Raw genomic sequence first — 21777 nt, forward strand, 5'->3', positions numbered from 1 at the left:
TTTCAGCGATTTTTTATTCGATTTGTAACGTACGACACACCCATGAGGTGTAAACTCACATGCAATTATTCGCACACTCATGTGATAACTGAGGAGATTGCCACAGTGCCTGTTAATCCCAACCTTCAAGCCGCCGTGAAGGTTTTTCACAAACTCGGATGGAATGAAGTAACAAGGAAGAACCTCATGGAATTGCCCACCGGAACGAGTGAGCAGCGTGCGGTTGCGGTTGCTGGGTTGAAATCGGGTGCGTGGGAAACTTGGGATGAGAATCTGCGTCGCCCCTACAACCACGCCGGGGTGAAGTTACAGAAATTGGCACTGTTTGCAATCCGCATGGGTGTATCAGCACCGCGGACTGTCTCTTTGCTGAATCAGCATGTGCGCAGTTATCCCGCTTCGGTGCTTTTCCCTCTTATTGCGCAGCGTGGTGAGAAATTCGCCACCCAATTCATCAAAGCTGTATACGGCACCCGTGTGCCTCGACCTAGTGATTTTTATACCAGCTTTGAACATCACACAACGTGTATTCGTCTCGTTGCTGGTCTCGGCGGTTTTTCTGTGCCTGTTCCGGCAGTTGCGGGCTACATTCAGGATTGGTCCACTTTTATGGTTTCGCTCCTGCCTGAACACTTAGATCCTACTGATACTGACTGGATGTCTAAGCCGTGGCACATGTACGAAGACATTAGTTTTCAGACATGTGCGCCTCTGTTCCGTGAGCATGTTGAAAAAGGCATTGCCACCAATGTTTCAATACTGGGAAGCTTCGGTAAAGTCCTCGTTGCTGGGGCACTGCTGGGACTTCTTGAACGCGATGAGGTGTTGACGTTGCTTATGCAGCGCCTCGAAACTGCCCAACGCCCAGTGGAACGTCACCGCATGGTGGAGTATTTGGTTACTGATCTCGCCATAACAGACGCAGAAATGCTTGCCCACCTCGACTTATTCATCGCAGCACTGGCCACGAGCGATGCTACTTATTGCAGTGCTTTCGGCCCCAAAGTTATAGCGCTTGCCCCTGAGCCTAAGCTTGTCGACGCCGCTATCGGTCCCCTGCATTTGACCACCGCTACCGGACAGCACAAGACTCTTAAAAGCTTGCTTGACAAACCTGTGCCTACACAAGAGACGATCGCTACGCTTGAGCCTCGAATCCGAGAACTTGCAGGCTCCCGAAACTCCACCGTGGCAAAGCTTGCGGGGAAACTTCTTGAGCATTGGAATCTTCACTGCCAAGCTCCACACGCAGTCACTGAGCTTCTTCCGTGGCAGGCCACCCCACCGCTGTGGAATTGCCCAAAATTTGATAAGGGCCCTGTCACGCTGGAAGGATTTATTGACGCCGAGCGCCAACTTACCCCTTTGCGGGTCGATATTCATTCTGAAAAGCGCGACGCACTGCTGGTTGCACTCGCCAACGATGATATGGGGGTGGCGCGGCGGGCGGCGTCGACAAGCACATGCTACGAGTTCCAGCAGTGGGCGCGCGGGGAGGAAATACTGCGAGGTAGTGCGCGCCGGCTTGGAGTGATGCAGGCACGCGCCGTGGCGATCGCGGATAATTTAGGAACCATCCCCGTGCTTTTGTCCGAACCCACGTATCAGGACCTTTCGATCGACTTCACAGATCTCATGCAACGCCTTGCCCAGTACCAGGCCGCTGGGGTCGAAGCGATGGAACCGGACCTGCAATTAGCGCTGTTTCGCCTCAACCTTGATACCGCCGACCCCGAACTTGCCTTGGAATGCACTGTTCCCGTTCGTGTGCTGCGCACGCACTTGAGCCTAGCTCGAAAGTCCGCGGGCGACATCATTGCCGCTTATATCCGTGATCCGCTGCCCGAGCCGCCACTTGATGAAACTAGTTTTCGGGAATTGACAACAGGTTGTAATACGTACGCACCCGACGCACCGTTGTATCCACGTTCGATCAGGAATCTACCAAACCGACTCTCACGAATTTACACTTTAGAAAAAGGCATTCCCGTAGGCCTGTTTCCCGCGTGGCGGGTTGCACCCACAACCCGCCTTGTGCGTTCGTCGATCGGCAAAAGCCGTTGGACTGCTGCAGAAATCGCCTGCGATGTTACGCAGCTTGCCAGGTCGCGACAACCGCTTGGGGCAGGGTTTGTGATGAATCTCCTCGCGCTCCAGCAACCGGGACCGCTACCTGTACACGAGAAAACTGCAAGCGCGCTTTTCGATGCCTGGGATCGTGGCCTTCTTATACCGGGGGTGGCGGATGCCACTTTGGTGGAATGGGCGGTTTCACCAACGAAGCTTAAGGGGCTTGGAAAAACTCTTGAACAGTTAGCACATGAAGGATTGTTATCGCTGGTGTGGCCCGTCCTTGACCCGTTGCTTCAGTGGACGATGAAGGCACCGAAATCCCCCGCCGGAACATCGGAAATAGCGGAAGCAATTCTCTCACTCGTACCTTCCGTTATTCATGCTGTTGTTAGTGGTGAGGCTGATGCGAATCAGCTAAAGCTTCCCGGTGTGCAGCACTATGCAGCCCAGCCACAATCCAATAACACCACCAAGGCTGCACGAAAAACACTCACACTCATCCCAGCAGAGTTACTGTGAACTGCCATTTCCCACCATGCAAACGAAATCCATACAAGCTATCGCCACCATCGTCACACAACGATTGAAACGATAGGCACTATCGTTACAGGACGATTGCAACGATAGACGCTATCGTTGCACAACGATTGGAACGATAGCCAGAATTAACTCATGAATGAGCATCATGTCACCCGAGAAACACGCACCGTTGAATTTAAGGAACAGATCTCAGATTCATTCCTTAAAAGCGTCAGCGCATTTGCCAACTATTCCGGTGGGAAAATCTATTTCGGCATCACCGATGACGGAAAAACTATCGACATCAAGAATCCAGAAGAATATTTACTCACTATAGAAAATAAAATAAACTCCACTATCAAACCCCAGCCGAACTATCAGCTTGATTTAACCGATGACAACGTCATCATTTTGACAGTAAAAGAAGGACTATTTAAGCCTTACAAGTATCGCGGCAAAGCATTCAAACGAGCAGATACATCGACCGTTGAAGTCGATCATCTTGAGTTAAACCGTCTTATCCTTGGTGGATCTGGTCTTGATTATGAGGCACTACCCGCTCCAGTTTAGGATCTTAGGTTTTCCATCTTGGAAGACGAACTCGTAGAAAAACACTCGATCAAAGAACTTTCCCCAGATATTTTGAAAACGCTGCAATTACTGTCACCAGACGGCGTATATAACAAAGCAGCTGAATTACTTGCCGATACCAACGATTTTCCTAGCCCGGATTTTTCATGGGTGTGGGGTGAAAAGGTGAGCAAAAAGTAAAGAAAGTGCTTCTTGACCTGCTAGAATAGAGATGTTTTGAAGTCAATAATCTAGGCAGAAAGAAACACTTTCAAGGTGAAGACTACCACATACATTCCACGGGTTGCTAGCTGTTCTCATCTTGTATCCGGTGCGGGGGTGTTACCGTTTGCTCACGTAGCCGAATTGGTGGGAATAAGTGACTGCCTTGATTCCGCTTTGCCGCGTTCTGGGCTCACGCACACGTTAGGGGATGTGTGGGTGAATCTGGCTTTATCGTTGATTGCTGGTGGGGATGATGTCCACGACATCACCTTGCTTTCTTCTGTTTCAACCGCGTTAGCATCAAAATCGTTACCGTCAGTGACAACCGCATGGCGGCGGATCACAGAATATGCAGATACCAGCGAGCATGTGCGAGAAGGGTTTATCCACGCAGCGAAACAAGCTCGCACTAGGGTGTGGGATTTGTTAGGTGATCACGCTCCGCATCGGGTGGCAACAGTTGAACAACCACTGGTTATCGATATTGATGCCACGTTGATTACCGCACATTCCGATAAGGAAAACGCGACGCCTACCTATAAGAAAGGCTTTGGTTTCCACCCGTTATGTGCCTTTATTGATTACACCAGCATCGGTCTGCCTGGTGGGGAGTTTCTTAACTGCCTGCTTCGACCAGGAAATGCCGGGGCAAACACAATTCGTGATCACTGCCAGCTTGTTGACGAGATTCTTGCCACCCTGCCTGATCACAGTGATGGTCAACCCTGGGGCAAACGATTAGTCATCCGTGCTGACAGTGCTGGTGGGACAAAGAAATTCATCAGTTTCCTCAACGATCACAACCTTGGGTATGTTCTGGGTTATTCCGCCCCGCCGACAGCGCGCATCACCCTTGACCATCACCTTCAATCCCAACAAACAACCAACGCTGATACACAACACTTGGGAACCAGTGCTCACACAGGCAAAGACTGTGATCGGTGGGATACTCGGGTGCCGATTGTGCGTGCTTCAGGGGATCTGGTTTGTGATGAGAACCATTTCCTTGAAGACATCACCGGACTACTGCGCACCGCAAATATAGATGAGCACCAACCTTTGGTGAATCTTCTAGCTGACTACCCCGAGGATATGCGTGTTATCGCACGAATCGAACCACCCCACCCAGGGTGCCAACACAGTCTTTTCAACCAACATGGTGTTCGCGCCCAACTGTGCGTAACGAACCTTATTGGGAATATTCAACACATTGACTACTGCTACCGTAATCGGTCTTTATGTGAACAACACATCAAAGACACCAAAGACCAAGGCCTTAGTAAACTGCCGTTTAAACAATTCGGGGCGAACCAAATCTGGTGTTTGATCGTTGCACTATCCCACCAACTTCTTACCTGGACGAAACTCATCGACGCCTGCCACCACAAGGATCATTCACACCAAGAAACAAGCAAGCCTTGGTGGACATGGGTGCCGAAGACTATCCGTGTAAGGTTTGTTGCGGTTGCATCAAAAATCACCACAAGCAGCAGACGCATCATCCTCCAGCTTGACCAGCACAACCCCCACACCCACACACTGGTCACGCTTATTGGCTACACCCAGAGCCTTCTACAGCCACGCTGGAAGAAACGAAAACCCTAACACCCCTAGGCCCACACACGCGATCTGGCAGCCACACTGCAGGCACACCCCAACCCCCAAACCCCACACAACTTTATGGACGCACACCTTGCCCTAAAAACCACGAATCAAAGGGCGAAGGTGAACCAACCAACCCCACAAACACACCACCCCAACCCACCACCACCAAACCCACCCCATGAAAAATCTGGGCTAGAATCGACATGGCACGTTTCGGATCAACTATCAACGAAATTCACGGGCGGTATGATCTCACGGGCGTTTCTATCTTGAAACAGTTCCATGAAGCACTCAACATCTTCAACCACAATTACGTCTATGAGAAAATCGAAGGCACTGTGAGGCAAACTGTCGAGACAATTCCCACGGAAGCATTTCGTGAATCACTAGCAAACGCACTCGTCCACCGCGTGTGGGATGTGAGGGCACCGATCAAGGTCAGCATGCACCCTGACAAAATAGTTGTAACGTCTCCTGGCGGGTTGCCTCCCGGAGTATCCGCGGACGATTATGTCAATGGTCATTTTTCACTTTTACGAAATCCAATTGTGGGAATGGTCTTTTTTCGGCTTGGATATATTGAGAATTTTGGTACAGGAATCGCGAGGATTAAGCACCTATACCAAGCAAGTGTTGTCCAACCCGCCTTTGACATATACGATTCCGCGATCACGATCACCCTGCCTGTTTTTTCAGACCAGCATTCACTAAACGAGAACCAAGCCAAGGTATTAGCTACCCTCGACACAATTACCCCTCGATCCCGCTCTGAGATTGCAACGTTGGCAGGGATCAGTCGTGCCATAACTATTCGTGCACTCAATGAGCTGATAGAGATGGGGAGCGCGAAAAAAAGTAGGTAGCGGCTCACAAACCAAGTACGTGAGAAATAACTAAAAATTTCTTGCACAATAAGCGCCCGGTTGGTCGAGTTTTTCCACGTGGTTTTTTACTCCGTTGGGACGTTCGGGCACTTGCTGCCCAACGCGGTCGCTCACGGTATGCCTTCGCTTGAGCAGGCTGCACTGTATTCACTACCCCCTCACCTGATCCTTACTGTGGATGCTATCGATGCATATCTCCCCCACGTCCCTGATTCAGCACGCGCCCAGTCTGGTCGCCACGCGCTTGCAGCACGGACGGGGAACGCGGAGGTTGTTCACCACGCACAGGAGGTTATAGAAAGCTGAAACTATAGCCTTCTGTTGCAGGCTCGCAGCATTTCGATGGGGCTAATACATGTAACGTTGAACTCAGCTGCAACCTCAGGGATCTTCACTTTCCTGCTATTCGGGTCACTCGCGGCTTTCTCATAGGTCACGATTTGCGCCCTCTCAGACATTGCAGCGGCAATAATTCTCGGATCAGCTCCTGCTAGGAATTTTTCTCGGTGATGAATCCTGTATTCGGGCTTTCTTTGGTTCGTTACCCACTCAGTTACTTTGGCCAGATTCAGTATCTGATTAAGGTCTTCTGTAAGCACATGCTTATCGCTAATAACATTGTTTTTTACCCATTGAAATAGCCATTTTTGTTGATAAGCAATCAGTTCGTTGTAAACGGCTTGGGGAATTTTGGCTTCACCGGAGTTCAGGAGATCGAGAATCTGTAACCAAAAACTGGGAACAACATCTTCAGGATAGTGAGTATCCGCTGCTGTCATAAGCACATTCGCATCTATCAGATACATTAGGCAGCAGCCTTTCTGACAGAATCCAAGAGGCTACGTGCAGACTCTTCCTTCTTTACACCTAGGTAGTACATGGCATCCCTCAGTGGCAAAAGATCCGTCCCCACAGCATCAGCAGCAGCCGAAAGGAACCGCTCACCGATTCTGGGACGAATATTGTTGATCCCGTTCCCACCACTCGTTTTTTTGATGGGCCCAAAATAACTACATTCCTCGATTAGCTCGTGAGCATCTTCTCGGTTGATCAGCTTAAGGTCGACTCCACGCCATACTGTGGCTGCGGGGCTTACCCCAAGCCTGTGTGCAATCGTGGCAATTGCATCCTTTTGATGTTGATGAGGAAATTTTTTCCACACGTGCTTAAAGTAGCTGGCTGGAATCAAAAACTCCGCCGCAAAACGATTGCACCACCGTTCAATGTCGGGAGCGCCGTCTATTTCTTCCCCTGACACACCGGGCTCCCCTAGGAGCACATGCCCAAGCTCGTGGGCCAAGCTGAACAGCTGCGCACTTTTGGTGTCCTGCGCATTGACAAAAATCAGCGAGAACCCGCGATCTATGAGGGTAAAGCCTCGAAATTCCTCCGGGTCAAGCGGGCGATGGGTGTTATTACGAACTACAGAGCTTCGCATGACGAGCACGCCTGTGTTCTCAATAAGTCTAGAAAGTTGTGCCACCGCTTTTTCACCCAAAGCATAGTGCCCTGGTTCCCATCCCAAGTGGTTGCGCACTTCTTTGGCTGCTTGTTCTGGGTTTGATTCTAGAGTGTACGTCGGAAGCGGTTTATCTTGTTGAACATCGAATTCTTGGGCGTACTCCACATACCAATCAAGCCGACTACGGCAGTCTTCAATAACTTGTTTAAGGTCGGAGCTTGGGTTCTTAAGTCCTACACTTCCTACGGTGCGAAAATCTGGAAGATCAACTTTTTCTTCAATTGGTTCATCGAGAAGCAAGTAAGGGAAAAGAGTACCTGCTTTAGCTGCCAGTGCTTCTGCTTGGCGAAGTGTAGGCTGCTGGGATCCATCAAGCCACGAAGTGATTCTCTTGAATTCTGGCACCTTCGAGAGCTCGGAAGTGGACATACCAGTTTTTCCGATTGCCCATTCAAGGAGTTGTCGTTTGATCGGCACTCGAATGCTCATTGCTCACCTCCACACCAGAATTATAACCTCACGTTCACTGCGTGTTTACTGTGCGTGAAGCACTGCCTAGACAAATTGAGTTCAAAATACCTTAAGATTTCGTCTTCCCTGTCTGGGTTGCTTGCCACATTAACTCTGTGACTTTGTCAGGCACATGGCCTTTATCAAGACGATTAACCGTTGGGGAGCGCTCTTTATTGCAATGGATATTCGATCGCTTTCACGTTTGTAAAGCTCCCGCACAAAAACAACAATCTTTCGTGAATTCAACGCATTCTTTGGTTAGCCTCAATAAAGGCTGCTACCTGCAGCATATCCGGTGTCACCAACCATCAAAATTCGCGACCGAAAACGGGGAATCTACCACAGCAACACACCACACTCCCCTCGTTCAACGACTCGTACCCAAACGGTGGGTAGATTCACTCGTGCGAAAACCTCAAGACACACAGTTTACGGCTGGTAACGGTGCAGGTGTGCACGGATATGTTCCCGCATGAACGGGATTGTGAAATCAAGAACCCCGTGACGTACAGGTTTAATCAGCCCGCGGTTGATCAGCCTGCGCCGGTAAGTGGAAAGTTGATTAGCCGGTTTACCCATCGACTCCACTACTGCATTGAAGGTGATCTCTGCTTTCTGCTGTGCCATCGCAACGAGAAACTCAAGTTCACGTTCAGGGACGCTGCGCAATGCGGGAATATGAACTTGGGTACCCATCCGTTCGATAATCAAGGGAACGCCCGCATCAACCGTCTCGGTTGTGATCTCATTTGTTTCAGCGAGAAGCCACGCCACGGATCCGATGAGCTGGATGAGATAGGCATAACCGTGACATAACTGTGTGGCGCGGGCCAGTGCATCTGGGGTGAATGTTTTATCCCCCAAGTTCGCTGTTGCTTGCAGTGTTTCAGCAACATCGTCGTCGGAAAGCTCTTCGCAATAAAGTGGAACAGCGCGGCGCAGGAACGTGGTTCCGGGGTGTTCTAAAAGTACGTTGATTTCGTGGGGCAGTCCAGCAAAACATAGCGCAATGTTGAGATTCTTACGTGCTACATGCTGAATAGCTTCACTCAGCTGCCGTAACTGCTCAGGCGATGCCGACTGCACTTCATCCATCGTGATAAAAACGCCGCTGTTGCTCGCGGTGAGAATTTCGCAAGCATACTGCAGCATCGACTGAAGGTCGTGCTTCACCTCATATTTTTCCGTGCTGTCAATCCCCACTGAGCCAAGCCTGCCAATGTTTATCTGTTTAATTTTAACGGCGGTGCCGCTTGGGTCGATGCGACGCAACAGTTCCGGAAGCGCGGTCTGCTCCAGTTTGTCAATCATGCTTTTCGACGCGCTTGCCTGCACCACTTCCCACCCCACACGCTTGGCTGTGGCCTCTGCTTCATTGAGAAAAACGGTTTTTCCTGACCCCCTTAAGCCGCTGACGAGACTAAATCGCTCAGCAGAACCAACCCCTGCGCGCAGAGCGTACTCAACGTGAAGCAAAATGCTTTTTCGCCCAGCGACAACGCTGGGGCTTATCCCAAAAGTTGGACGAAACGGGTTAGCAACCATGCCCGCCATTATATCAACCCACGTCAAGGCTAGTGCCTGTACGATTTCACACTGCTTGTACGATTTGTACGATTTCAGACCGCTTGTACGATTTGTACGATTTGCCCAAAAGTACAGTGAAATGCAGCGCCGTTCTTTTCTTCGATTCTCTTATTTCTCACTGAGCAGAAAACGTCGCACACTGGCCATTTCGTACCAGCTCTTCACTAATCTTGACCCTCTTGCCCCGCACAAGGAAAAACATAGTCACCTTTGCCCCCCGCTTCCCTACTGCTTGCTCCTGCGGGAACCACTCACCTGATTGCGAGTCACGAAACAGCGCTGTTTCGTGCACATCCGCTTGCCCGAAACCTCCGCCACCATTATTCCTTCCAGGACAATAGTGCGGTGGTGCCCTTCACCGCGTTGACACTTTGATTTTTGTCAACGCAACCCACTTACCTAACCCAGATTTTTCATGAATGTGGAGTGAACAAAAAGTAAAGCAAGTGCTTCTTGACCTGCTAGAATAGTGATGTTTTGAAGTCAATATATAGGCAGAAAGAAACGAAAACCCTAACGCCCCATGAAAAATCCGGGTTAAGGCGTTATCCTCCCACGCGGCGAAATTTTCCGTGAGCGGGTCTCAGCACACAGGGGTATTCGCGGTGAAGGGAAAACCTGCGACCAGTCGACATTGCCCGGCGCGCAGAATAGTGCCACGATCTCACGGTTGGCATTGTGTGGGGCAGTCAAGAATTCACAGTAGTCCTGCGGCAGCGTTATTTATAGGGTTTCTTCTGCGCTTCTAAGCTTGCCGACGCCCACACCTGTCCAATCCATATTTCAGCCTCCCGGGCGTGTTCGTTGTTTCGTGATGGTTTTGAATTCTCACACTGTTTTTCTTGGAACTTTTAGTTGCCACGGTGCCCCTTTTTGAGGATCTTCCGATGGCTTTTACTGCCATTACCCCACATTCGGAAGTGCCTCAGTTCACAGTTATTCACGATTCCCTGCGGAAAAGACCCCAAGACTACTGAAAGGACAGTAACTTGACGTGACGGCGCTCAGTCTCCCCATTTACATTTTTGGTCGTAGCAGACTTACAATTTTGATCGTAGCGAGTTTATAATTTTTGCTGTAGCGGACTTACAATTTTAGACATAGTACATGTGCAGTTTAATAAAATTTCGGGTTGAACAGGGGAAATGTAATGAGCGCATCATATCGCAAGCGGATAGTCGACCAAGAACTTCACAGCACTCTCAACCGTGCCGGAGCTGTGCTCATCCAGGGCGCTAAAGCCTGTGGCAAAACTGAAACAGCACTCCAAGTGGCCGGTTCTGTTATCACTATGGATACTAACCCCCAAGCATCCCGTCTCATGAGCATTGATCCTCATTTACTCCTTGTGGGCCCCACTCCACGGCTTATTGATGAATGGCAAATCCACCCTGAGATCTGGAATTACGTTAAGCGGGCTGTAGACGATCGAAAAACACCAGGCCAATTCATTCTCACCGGTTCCACTGCCCCGCAAGCTGAAGAATCACGCCATAGCGGGGCGGGCCGATTCGCTCGGCTTACGATGAGAACTATGACTTTTGTGGAGACTGGTCACTCGTCCGAAGAAATCAGCTTGCACGACGTGCTCGATAATGCTCCGATCCAAGCGATGAGTGATAAACACATAGACTTCCACACCTTAATCACTCGTATCGCGGTGGGTGGGTGGCCTGGGAACCTTACGCTCAACACCGAAGACGCACTGGAGATGAACAAAGATTACGTTGAAACCATCGCATTCGCTGAGGTTCAAAATTTCAATTTGCGCAACAGCGTTAAAATGCGCCGGTTACTCACATCCCTTGGTAGGGCTATTGGAACTGAAATGAATGTGTCCACCATTGCCAGTGATATAGGTGCGGGCCACAAATCGACCAATCTGTACCTTGATGTGTTGCGCCAGCTGTTCATTGTTGAAGAACAACCGGCATGGTCTTCACACTTGCGTTCGCGTGCACAACTGCGCAAAACCCCAAAACTGCATCTGGCTGACCCCTCCTTAGCGGTCGCAGCATTGTCCGCAACGCCTACTACCCTTCTTGAACAGTTGGAATACACTGGTCAGCTTTTTGAATCGCAGGTTGTTCACGACTTAAGGGTGCTCAGTGGACAGCCAGTGTTCCATGCACGCGACAACTCTGGCGCAGAAGTTGACGCCATTATCGACTACCCCGATGGAAAACTACTGTTAGTAGAAGTGAAGCTTGGGCAAAACGATGCGGTGGTTGAACAGGCTGCACGATCATTGAATAGATTTGCAAACAAGCTCAATCGCGATGATGTATCAAAGATGATTATTACCTCGGGCGGGTTCGGCTACCGCCGCATCGAAGATAATATTGCGGTAGTTCCCTTCACCGCACTGACACTGTGACTTTTGTCAACGCTCCCACTTCAGTAGCACCGCCCGAAAACTTTTAGATGAGTTTTGCAATGTACGCAGTTCTCGTTTAAACGTGCACGTGTTGTGCTTGGATAAGTCCACGTACTCCTTCGAAATTCGCAATTCCCGCAGGGATGAGGATGAGCGGGGTTAGTGTACTGGAAGCTAGAAGAAGGATCGCAATGAAACCTGACAGGATACCTACTATAAATAAGAATGCACTGGTTATGGCCAGGCGACGGCGATAAGACCGGTTATTTTCACGTATGGTCTTGCGAGCTTCTTCAACTGAAATGTGGGCTGTCACCGTGCGCCTTCAACTGTGATGATGTGAGAGTTTTCTGCGACGGGGGCGTTAAGTCAGAAGTGTGGTTACTTCTTTCGTTGCAGAGAATATCCTGCGGCGCCAAAGGCTGCGATGACCAAGGCGATGATAAAACCTGGAATTAGCCAGTTGCTTTCTTTCTCTTCTGGTGCAGCTTGATTAGAGTCAGCTGCATTCGCGGTGGTCGAAGATACTGTGGGGGTTTGGGTAGAAGCTTTCGGGAACGTTGGCCCCTTTACTGCTTGGCCTACTGGGCTTGCGGTCAGTCGGTACTTTATGGGTTTAAGTTCCGTGGTGGCATCTGTGTTGCTGTCGCGCCCATGGCTTCGGGCACTGACCTGCACGTAGTGGGTGCCACCAAGCCACGACGAGTGGCCTGGGTATTCCGCTTCGCTCGCATTCGCGTATGCGATGGGGAATTTCGTGCCTATCACTACTGGCTTACCAATATCCTTAGTGAACAGCGGTCCTGAGCTTTCACTCGCGATCTTTTCGTGGATAGCATTGCTGAAAGTAACGTCGAGGCTTCGCTGAAGACTTGTGGCGAAGTTATCGCTTTCTGTGAGGGTGTCCTCTAGAACCTCGGCGGTCACGTCGAGGGCTTGACCCCACTCAATGGGGACGGCGAAAAACTGGGTTTCGCCTTCCACAATCTCGGCTTCCACTGTTCCGTTGATAAGCGGTGCGGACTCATCGGGTTGCGAAGCTGGGGTGACGTTCTGCGGGTTTTCGCTTGGTGCGGGCTGGCTGAGATCCTCCGCACTGCGTCCTGTGGAGGGAGATTTGTTGAAATCGTCCCCAAGGTCGGTCGGCTTGGGGACCGCCACCACGGTGAAATCGACGTCTTTTACTGGTGAGCCGGTGAGATGGAGATTGAAGCTTTGTTCACCGGTGCAGTCCTGAGCGATGAAATACCCCGATGCGGGCATGTCGGCGGTTGTGTCGCTGGCTGCCATGGTTTCACCAGAGCAACTTTCGGCAAAAATGGTCATCCCGTAATGCCCCTCAAGGAATTTTTTGGTCCCCACTGGCGGTACTGTACTCATCCCAATGTGCAGCGTGTGGTTTTCCGGCACATCAATTGTGAAGTGTGCTGGTTCCTTCTCCGTTGTTGGTGCTATCACGTGGTAGCGGGCAGGTGTGTCCACAGTACCCACATCCAGAGTGGGTGCCTGCTTCTTGTCGGCACTGAATTCTACTCGTGTGCTGGGAAGTTGGTAGCCCACTGCGGTGCGGGTGGTGACGGTGGTCAGGGAAGCTTTCAGGCTTTCCGCGCTTGATGCATCCGCATAGGTACCACCCGTAACGTGGGCAATGCACTCCAGTTCGGCGCGTGCTGCCTCATCAACTTTGAAACCCACGGTGTGCACCACGAGGTCCGTTCCTTGATTTTTCAGTTCTTGCGCTACTTCACACACCGGCGGCGGTGCGCAAGTATCGATGCCATCAGAAACTAAAACAACAGAGCGTGCTCCTTCCTTCGGCAACAGCTCGGTGGCTTTACGCAGCGAGTTTCCAATCGGCGTGTATCCGCGCGGTTCGAAACGTGCCACCGCATCTTTTAATGCTTGCTTGTCCTTTTCGCCGGGGCGTGCGATGACGGAAATATCTTGACACCCTGCGTCTTTTTCTTCCTCACTGCTACCCGTACCGGTTCCGTAGGTGACTAAACCGAGTGGGGCACCATGTGGAACGTGGTCGATAAATTCACCGACTGCCTGTTTCGCCGCGTCCATTCGTGAGCGACCATCAACATCGATTTCCAGCATGGAGCCTGATGAGTCCAACACCAGCACCGTGGGCTGTAATATCGCACCCGCCGACTCCTGCGCAGAAACAACGGGACTGACCCCAACCATCAGCACGCTTGCGAAAATCAAGGAAAAGGCTGGGCGGGAAGAAAAAGTGGGCATCAGACACCTGCTTTTGTTCAAAGAAAATGGAAGTATTCTCCTGTTTTACCCTAGTCCGTTTTCGTGCTGCTTCCGAGCGTTTTTGTTTCGGATCAATCGAGTCTTAAACGTCGATGAAGACGCACGCATATCCAGTTTTGCGCCCCAAAGGTTGTGCCAAAAAGCACGCAACCTGCGCTTAAGTGGCACCCCCAGTGCCCCAATTTTCTGATTGATAGAAGCGTTCGCCGAGACAACACACAGCTTAATTATTAGGAAAAAATAATCACGCTTTGAGTAAAAAATTGGCCAAGATTTGTCCTAGCGCTTGCTTTTCGACGCCCACTCACCGCCCGCTTATTTGTGCACTGTGCTCGTGAAGTAAATGTTGCCAGCACCTAGCACTTTGCCTACATCGGTGAGCAAAAGTGCACTACACACTGGTTAGCCGGGGAATGATGCCATCCCTGTGACCTGCGATGATTAACATCAATGACCTCAGATTTTTCGCATGCGGCACGGTGGGCAATTGCATAGTCGCAAAACGCGACCAATCATGCCCACGTTCAAGAGCTGGACGAGTGCTAATGAGCCTACTCCGTCAGTGAAACTGTGTTCGCCCACAATTCGGCCTGTGCAATCACTAGCTCTACTGCTATTTCTTCCTGGTCCGGAGGATAATCGTATTTGGCCAGTAGCCGCTTGATTTTCGAGCGCATTTCAGACTGGACGCTCTTTTTGACGTTCCAGTCAATGGTTACTGAGCCACGCACCGCATGGACGAGGTCAATCGTGATCTTCTTCAGAGTCTCGTCCCCCATCTCGAGGACTGCGGTATCGTGATGGGCTAAGGCGTCGTAGATCGCCACCTCAGCATATGACAGCTCCATTTCCTCACACCGGCGATACTCATCGCGCACTTCCTTAGCTAAACGGACAAGTTCGGCCACGATCTCCGCAGTCGAGAGCGAGCGGTTGGTGTAGCGGTTGACTGCTTCTTCCAGCTGCTCAGAAAACTTCCGCCCCTGAACAATATTCTCACGCGAAATGGTCTTGATCTCGTCATTGAGCAAGCGACGCAGCAAACCCATCTGCAAATTCGGTTTCTCCTTTACCGCGAGGGAATCCAAGAACTCATCGGACAACAACGAAATTTCTGGTGTTGTAACACCCGCCATCTCGTAGATGTCGACGACCTTGTCAGCGGTGACAGCTTCATTAATGAGTTGGCTCAGTGCTGTATCTACTTCGACTGATCCTAAGCCACCCGAACCAGATCCTGGCGATTGGATCTTCAGCAATGCTGAGCGCACATCAGTAAACAGACGCACGTCATTGCTAATTCGTTGAGCTTGAGGCTGCCCACCAACCAAGGCGAACACCTTCACCAGCGCCAATACCTGATCCAGATAGCGCTTAGTCCGATCCGGATCATCCATCACATAATCTAATACTTTGGCGTACTCCCCCAAACGCTCCGAAGGGGATAAGTCCGGCGAACTATTAAACTTCACGCCGTGGACGATACCTCTCACCACGTCGTACTTCTCCAGCATCACGTCAAGCAGCTGCTCGATTGGGACACCAACCTGGCTTTGGTCAGATGGGGAATATTCCCCCAACGCTTCCTGGAGGTTGGAAAATAAGCCAATGTAGTCGACGATCAGACCACCCGGTTTGTCGCGGAATTTCCGATTGACACGGGCAATCGCCTGCATCAATCCTGCACCCTTCATGGTCTTATCCACATACATAGTGTTCAGGCTTGGGGCATCAAAGCCAGTCAGCCACATATCTCGGACAATCACTAGCTCCAGTTCATCTTCTGGATCTTTTGCCCGCGCTTTAATATCTCGTTGCTGATCCTTATTCAAGATATGAGGCTGGAAAATCTCCGGATCAGCTGCCGATCCGGTCATGATCACCTTGAGTTTTCCCTTCATATGGTCATCAGAGTGCCACTGGGGTCTGAGTGCAACAATCTTGTTGTAGAGTTCCACCGCGATCCGGCGCGACATAGTCACAATCATCGCCTTACCGACCATCGTTTCCTTGCGCTTCTCCCAGTGCTGAATAATGTCTTCGGCCACCAAGTTCAAGCGCTCATCGGCACCTACAATCGCTTCCAAGCGAGACCAGCGAGACTTAGCTGCTGAAGCTTCCGCCTCTTCGACCTGCTCCGTAATCTCATCAGCCAGCATGTCCAACGAGGCGTATTCATCTTCAGACAGTGCCACTCGGGCGAGCCGTGATTCATAGAAGATCTTGACTGTAGCGCCGTCTTCCACCGCACGGGTCAGGTCGTAAACATCAATATAATCACCGAAGACAAAGCGGGTGGACTTATCACCTGACTCAATCGGGGTACCAGTAAACCCAAGGAACGTAGCCTGCGGCAATACATCGCGCATGTGCTTGGCTAGGCCAGACTTCAGTTTGCCGTCTTTGTCTAACTTCTGCTTCAATCCATACTGGGAACGATGTGCCTCGTCAGCAACCACGATCACGTTGCTTCGCCCCGACAGCTGGAAGTTTTTCTCTTCATCTAGTGGTGGGGCAAACTTCTGCAGCGTGGTAAAGATGATCCCACCTGAACGGCGCTTCAGCTTCTCACGCAAATCTTCTCGGGACTCAGCTTGAACCGGCACCTCCGGCAATATCTTTGCTGGGGCAAAGACTTCCGCGAACAACTGATCGTCCAGATCATTACGGTCGGTAATAAACACCAAGGTCGGGTTGGCCATCCGTGGATCGCGCATGATCTTGGCGGCGTAAAACACCATCTCAAAGCTCTTGCCCGAACCTTGCGTGTGCCAGACCACACCACCACGACGATCCCCATCAGGACCGGCGGCCATCACTGTGGATTCAATCGCTGCGTTCACCGCCCAGTACTGGTGATACTTGGCAATCCGCTTGATCAAGACCAAAGATTTCTCCTTGGTTTTCTTATCTGTTACGGTCTCTTCGGAGAACACTGTGAAGTTGAGGAACAAATCAAGGAAGCGCTGCTTGTTAAACACGCCTTTGATCAACACCTCAAGTGCCGGACGGTTAGTCACCACATCTCGGCCGTCAATAGTTTTCCACGGCGCATAATGTTCAAAGGCACCTGAGAATGAACTCATCGCGGCTGACGTACCATCCGAAATGACCGTCATCACGTTGGTGATAAATACTGATGGGATATCTCGCCGATATGTCTGAATCTGATTCCACGCCGACCTTAGAGTCGCATTTTCTGTCACTGGGTTCTTCAACTCGAGCAGCGCCAATGGCAACCCGTTGACATAGACTAGAACATCCGGACGGCGATTCTTGTTCTCAATAATCGTGAACTGGTTGATCGCAGCCCAGTCGTTGTTGTCTGGATTACCAAAGTCAATAAACCAGACATGCTCGTAACTCAACCGGCCATCACGTTCACGTTTTTCCACCGAGATGCCCTTGGTCAGTAGGTCATGTACTCGTAGGTTTTCGTCGATCAGACTTTGGGATTCCGCCCGCTGCAGCTTTACAATCGCTTGTTCAATCTGGCGCCTGCTTACCCTAGGATTGATCCGCGCTGCTGCCTCACGCAACCGATCCCACAGAATCACTTGGGAGTAGTCCTCGCGCTCTGCAGCCGGTTCACCCGGCGCGATGAAAGCACCACTGACCGTTTGGTAACCAAGTTGCGCGAAATAGTCCAGCGCGGCGAGCTCCACAATGTTCTCATTAAAGCTGGCGCTGGCGTTAGTCATCGTGATCCTCCTTGGCGGTTTCGATCACATGCTCGCCTTCTTCCATGAATGCATCGAAATCCGACGTGAACATCCTGTCTTGCTCCACCCGAAACTTGGAGTATTCCTCAAGCGCGAACTTGTCTGCAAGCTTCTTTGAAATCTTGCCCGCATTTTGTAGCAACTCACGTCCATCGATCGCCAAAACCTGATCCAGCAAGCTGGCCCACTGCTCCATCGTTGTAGGGATGTGCCGCTCGGCTCGGCTTTCTGCCAAGTTCAAGAATGTTTCCACCAGACGTCCGAGATCATTAAGTTCCGTTTTGGATAGGTAGTTCTTGCCGACGGTCACATCACCTGCCAACACCTTGCCTTCTGGGCCTTTAGCCCAAGTGGTCAACCCCATGTGTGGTTTGTCCGCCGATGCTCTATTCCGAATAAGTTCGGCAGCAGTATGTCCGTGCACTGCATAATGCAGTTTGTTTTGCACGGTGGCAAAGAAAGTTTTGGTTATCGGTGCATCCCGGTCATAGTCCGTGGCCGTGGCGTAAATATCTGTTACTTTTTGGTAGAACCGGCGCTCCGATAAGCGGATTTCCCGGATCTCTTGAAGCAGCTGTTCAAAGTAGTCTTCACCAAAAATTTCGCCTTGGGCCATGCGCTGCTTATCCACGACAAACCCACGAAGTGTAAAGTCCCTCAGCACCTTGGTTGCCCAGATACGGAACTGCGTTGCCCGTTTGGAGTTCACTCGATAGCCGACGGAGATAATTGCGTCGAGATTGTAGTGTTTTACTTGGTAGTTTTTGCCATCAGCGGCAGTTGTCCGGAATTTCCGGACAACTGAATCCTCTTCCAGTTCACTGGAGGCAAAGATGTTTGTCAGGTGCTCGCTCACTGTTCGCTTATCGACGCCAAACAGCTCACCCATGAGCGCCTGCGTCAACCAGATTGTGCCTTCATCGAATCGCACCAATAAATCATGTTCGAGATCAGCTGAGGTGAATGTCAACAGCGGACCTGTCGACGAAATCCCTACCTGGCGAGGTTTGTTACTCATAAGCCAGCCTCCAATTGTTCAGAAGTGATACGCCTAGACAAAAGTTCTGGGAGGAGGGTGTCGCGGAGCTCAGTGAGTAGTTCGTTCTCACGCCGTAAGGAATCAGACTTCTGAAAAATCTTTGAGACCACTGCCTCAAATTCTCGGCGATACGCTCGGGGAATCACAGGGGCTTCAAAAGTTGGCACTGCGTCCTTCGCTAAATGTAAGACTGTAGTTCCATTAACCCTATTGCGACACCACTGCCGAAACTCGTTGCTAGATAGGATGCCGTAAAGATAGGAGTTAGATATCTGGGGGTCAGACGGCCTAATCACTAGAAGATCGAGTGAAGCAACAATATGATTATAGTCAGTAATATCCGGAAGACGTACCACTCGTCCGACGACCTCAGCGTTCTGAGTTAGGTCCGTCTGAGCGACGATAAGTTCACCACGCCCCACTAACTGTCCCTCTTTGTAATGGCCTGTGTAAGCTTTCAGCCCGTCCGACTTATATCCACCATTACGATCAAACGACTTAATCGTAACTAAAGCACAATCGGAATCTTGAAGTTCAGAACTTTTGTAAGATACTCCCTTAGTGATCTCCACGAGATTACTCAGAGGAATTCGCTTGACTGGGACTCTTGAGGTGAGTTCCCTAAAATACAACCCAACTAAATCGTAATTCGCCCTCAGCATTCGTTGATTCGATTCGATCTTATCGTCGAGAAGTCCCAGTTTTCGTCCAATTTCTTGCTGCTCTTTAAATGAAAAATCAGGAACTTCGAAGTTCTTAACAACATCCCAAGAAGCACGAGGCATCCGAGTTCCGGTACTTGAGGAGGCTGCCATATCTGAAAACTCTTTCAATGCCGCGACATAGAAAGCAAAGCGGGGGTGCACGCCCGATTTCGCTCGAAAAACCCAGAAGTCAGATGAACAAATCCCCTCATTCTCGCCAGTAAAAATTACCTTTCGGAAATATGGACGGAGCCTTCCGTATATGATCTGGTCTTTGCTAAAGCGACTTTTCTGACTGGTGATTCCATCGACACTCTCAAACCTAGATACTCTCAAGGCACTAGGTTCTATATGTTCATATGCGAGATACTTTTCGTCCGGCCCCAATTCGGACGGCTTTACAGTGTCTTTAACAATATCGACCAAATCACCAAAACTAGCCACAGAAATTTCCAATCTGAGTCGAGATTTCCTCTTCCAGCTCCCGCCCGCGCTCAAACTCCTTAAGCAGCTCGCTCGTCAAACGCTTGATCTTGTCCTCGACTGGCTCGTCGTCAAGCTCTGCTTCCTCAAGGCCCACATAGCGGCCAGGGGTGAGCACGAAGTTATTCTTCTCGATCTCCTCGAAGCTGGCGGATTTTACGAATCCGGCGATATCTTCGTAGTTTCCGTCATGGTTGCGCCACGCATGGTAAGTGTCGGCGATCTTGGCGATATCCTCGTCCGAGAACTCGCGCAGGCGTCGAGTCTTCAACGCGCCCATCTTGCGGGCATCAATAAACAACACTTCCCCATCGCGAGCACGATGGCCATTACCAAAACGATTCTTCGACACAAACCACAAACACGCAGGAATACCCGTGTTGAAAAATAGTTTGTCAGGCAAGGCAACAATACAGTCGACCAGTTCCTCCTCGATCAACCTCTTCCGGATCTCCCCTTCACCACCGCTATTAGAACTCAGGGAACCATTGGCCAGAACAAAACCAGCCGTACCCTTTGGACTCAAGTGATGGATAAAGTGTTGTACCCACGCAAAGTTGGCATTACCCTGCGGAGGAGTGCCGTACTTCCAGCGAGGGTCGTCGTCAAGCGTCGGGCTCCACCAATCAGAGACATTGAACGGCGGATTAGCCAAGATAAAGTCTGCGCGCAGATCCTTGTGCTGATCTTGGGTAAAGGAATCGGCGGACTTTGCACCTAAGTCGGCTTCAATACCGCGAAGCGCCAAGTTCATCTTGGCTAGTTTCCAGGTAGTATCGGTGAACTCTTGGCCGTAAACAGAAATGTCGTTGAGGTTGCCCCCATGTGCTTCGACAAACTTGGAACTTTGGACGAACATACCGCCGGAACCACAAGCCGGATCGTAAACGCGACCTTTATAAGGTTCGAGCATCTCAACCAACAGGCGAACAATGGAACGGGGCGTGTAAAAAGCACCGGCATCCTTACCAGATTCTTTGCCGGCAAACTGGCCAAGGAAGTATTCATAGACGCTACCGAGTACGTCATCGGAGCCGTGGTCGTCCTTCTCACCAAAGCCAATGGAACCAATCAGATCCACTAACCCGCCGAGGCGTTCCTTATCCAGGCCGTCACGCGCGTAGTCCTTAGGCAGCACGCCTTTGAGTGAAGGGTTTTCCTTCTCAATAACGTCCATCGCGTTATCAATAATGATGCCAACTTCAGGGCTTTTGGCCTGGTTCTGAATCTGCTGCCAACGCGCATTGGCAGGCACCCAGAACACATTGCGCTTTTGATACTCGTCGCGATCCTCTAGAAACTTGAGGCGGCGCTCCTCGTTGGGAATATAGCCATCACTGTCTGGGTTGGACAGACTTTCCTTGAGTTCTGCTCGACGCTCTTCAAAGCGGTCGGAGATGTACTTCAAGAAGATCAATCCAAGCACGACATGTTTATATTGGCCTGGCTCCTGGTTACCACGCAGTTTGTCGGCTGTAGCCCACAGCTTTTGCTCCAGGGTTTGCTCATTCTTCTTGGTCGGCTTCTTCGCCACTAGGTATTCTCTCCGTGATATTGTCTACTAATTTCGACCCGCTCGTTACGCCCAATTTATCCTTAGGGCAAGTCAAAATACATCGCCGTGAGTATACAACAATCAAGCTAAGCCTTGAATTGGAAAGAATAGTCTTTACCCCTGTAGAAGGCACTTTCTCCACACTGTGCAACAAAATCGCCCATCAGTCTGCAGCCGTGGTGGAAGCCTGA

Annotated in this window: 15 protein-coding genes; 7 read left to right on the top strand and 8 right to left on the bottom strand. The window is 50.6% G+C overall.

Annotated elements, in window-relative coordinates; all coding sequences use genetic code 11:
* Positions 1–105: 105 nt before the first annotated feature.
* The 6 genes from CFELI_RS09355 to CFELI_RS09380 all read left to right on the top strand — a co-directional run bounded on the left by CFELI_RS09355 (position 106) and on the right by CFELI_RS09380 (position 6182).
* Positions 106–2592 (top strand): DUF7824 domain-containing protein, encoded by a 2487-nt coding sequence (locus tag CFELI_RS09355; RefSeq protein WP_277105253.1) that lies wholly within the window; start codon positions 106–108, stop codon positions 2590–2592.
* A 153-nt stretch (positions 2593–2745) separates the two neighbouring features.
* Positions 2746–3162, top strand: a complete 417-nt coding sequence (locus CFELI_RS09360) for an AlbA family DNA-binding domain-containing protein (RefSeq protein WP_277105252.1) — start codon at positions 2746–2748, stop codon at positions 3160–3162.
* 18 nt (positions 3163–3180) lie between these two features.
* Complete coding sequence (locus CFELI_RS09365; protein ID WP_277105251.1) at positions 3181–3363, top strand: hypothetical protein; 183 nt, start codon at positions 3181–3183, stop codon at positions 3361–3363.
* Positions 3364–3438: 75 nt separating this feature from the next.
* The gene (locus CFELI_RS09370) at positions 3439–4992 is read left to right on the top strand and encodes an IS1380 family transposase (protein ID WP_290258967.1); all 1554 of its coding nucleotides are present in this window, start codon (positions 3439–3441) and stop codon (positions 4990–4992) included.
* 203 nt (positions 4993–5195) lie between these two features.
* Positions 5196–5855, top strand: a complete 660-nt coding sequence (locus CFELI_RS09375; protein ID WP_277104352.1) for an ATP-binding protein — start codon at positions 5196–5198, stop codon at positions 5853–5855.
* Positions 5856–5933: 78 nt separating this feature from the next.
* Entirely contained in the window at positions 5934–6182 is a 249-nt protein-coding gene (locus tag CFELI_RS09380) for a hypothetical protein (RefSeq protein ID WP_277104351.1), read from the top strand.
* 2 nt (positions 6183–6184) lie between these two features.
* Here CFELI_RS09380 and CFELI_RS09385 read toward each other — a convergent pair whose 3' ends face one another.
* The 3 genes from CFELI_RS09385 to CFELI_RS09395 form a co-directional block, all read right to left on the bottom strand.
* Positions 6185–6682 (bottom strand): DUF4411 family protein, encoded by a 498-nt coding sequence (locus tag CFELI_RS09385; protein ID WP_277104350.1) that lies wholly within the window; start codon positions 6680–6682, stop codon positions 6185–6187.
* A complete protein-coding gene (locus CFELI_RS09390; protein ID WP_290258984.1) occupies positions 6682–7827 on the bottom strand; it encodes an ImmA/IrrE family metallo-endopeptidase in 1146 nt (381 codons plus the stop codon). Before CFELI_RS09390 ends, CFELI_RS09385 begins: the two co-directional genes overlap by 1 nt.
* Before the next feature lie 453 nt (positions 7828–8280).
* Positions 8281–9423, bottom strand: coding sequence for an ATP-binding protein (locus tag CFELI_RS09395; RefSeq protein WP_290258985.1), 1143 nt, complete (start codon positions 9421–9423; stop codon positions 8281–8283).
* A gap of 1165 nt (positions 9424–10588) precedes the next feature.
* On the opposite strand from CFELI_RS09395, the gene CFELI_RS09400 reads away from it, so the two are divergent.
* Positions 10589–11815, top strand: a complete 1227-nt coding sequence (locus CFELI_RS09400; RefSeq protein WP_277104347.1) for an ATP-binding protein — start codon at positions 10589–10591, stop codon at positions 11813–11815.
* A 381-nt stretch (positions 11816–12196) separates the two neighbouring features.
* Here CFELI_RS09400 and CFELI_RS09405 read toward each other — a convergent pair whose 3' ends face one another.
* The 5 genes from CFELI_RS09405 to CFELI_RS09425 all read right to left on the bottom strand — a co-directional run bounded on the left by CFELI_RS09405 (position 12197) and on the right by CFELI_RS09425 (position 21565).
* Positions 12197–14062 carry a vWA domain-containing protein gene (locus CFELI_RS09405; protein WP_277104346.1) on the bottom strand — a complete coding sequence of 622 codons (1866 nt, stop codon included), beginning with the start codon at positions 14060–14062 and terminating at the stop codon, positions 12197–12199.
* Between the two features lie 572 nt (positions 14063–14634).
* On the bottom strand, positions 14635–17784 hold the full coding sequence (locus tag CFELI_RS09410) for a type I restriction endonuclease subunit R (protein ID WP_277104345.1): 3150 nt from the start codon (positions 17782–17784) through the stop codon (positions 14635–14637).
* Positions 17777–18823 carry a virulence RhuM family protein gene (locus CFELI_RS09415; RefSeq protein WP_277104344.1) on the bottom strand — a complete coding sequence of 349 codons (1047 nt, stop codon included), beginning with the start codon at positions 18821–18823 and terminating at the stop codon, positions 17777–17779. Before CFELI_RS09415 ends, CFELI_RS09410 begins: the two co-directional genes overlap by 8 nt.
* Complete coding sequence (locus CFELI_RS09420; protein WP_277104343.1) at positions 18820–20004, bottom strand: restriction endonuclease subunit S; 1185 nt, start codon at positions 20002–20004, stop codon at positions 18820–18822. The genes CFELI_RS09415 and CFELI_RS09420 overlap by 4 nt, the downstream gene beginning before the upstream one ends.
* Positions 19985–21565: a class I SAM-dependent DNA methyltransferase gene (locus CFELI_RS09425; protein ID WP_277104342.1), complete on the bottom strand. Its 1581-nt coding sequence runs from the start codon at positions 21563–21565 to the stop codon at positions 19985–19987. The genes CFELI_RS09420 and CFELI_RS09425 overlap by 20 nt, the downstream gene beginning before the upstream one ends.
* Positions 21566–21777 lie beyond the last annotated feature (212 nt).

This window comes from Corynebacterium felinum (assembly GCF_030408755.1).
Classification (GTDB): domain Bacteria; phylum Actinomycetota; class Actinomycetes; order Mycobacteriales; family Mycobacteriaceae; genus Corynebacterium; species Corynebacterium felinum.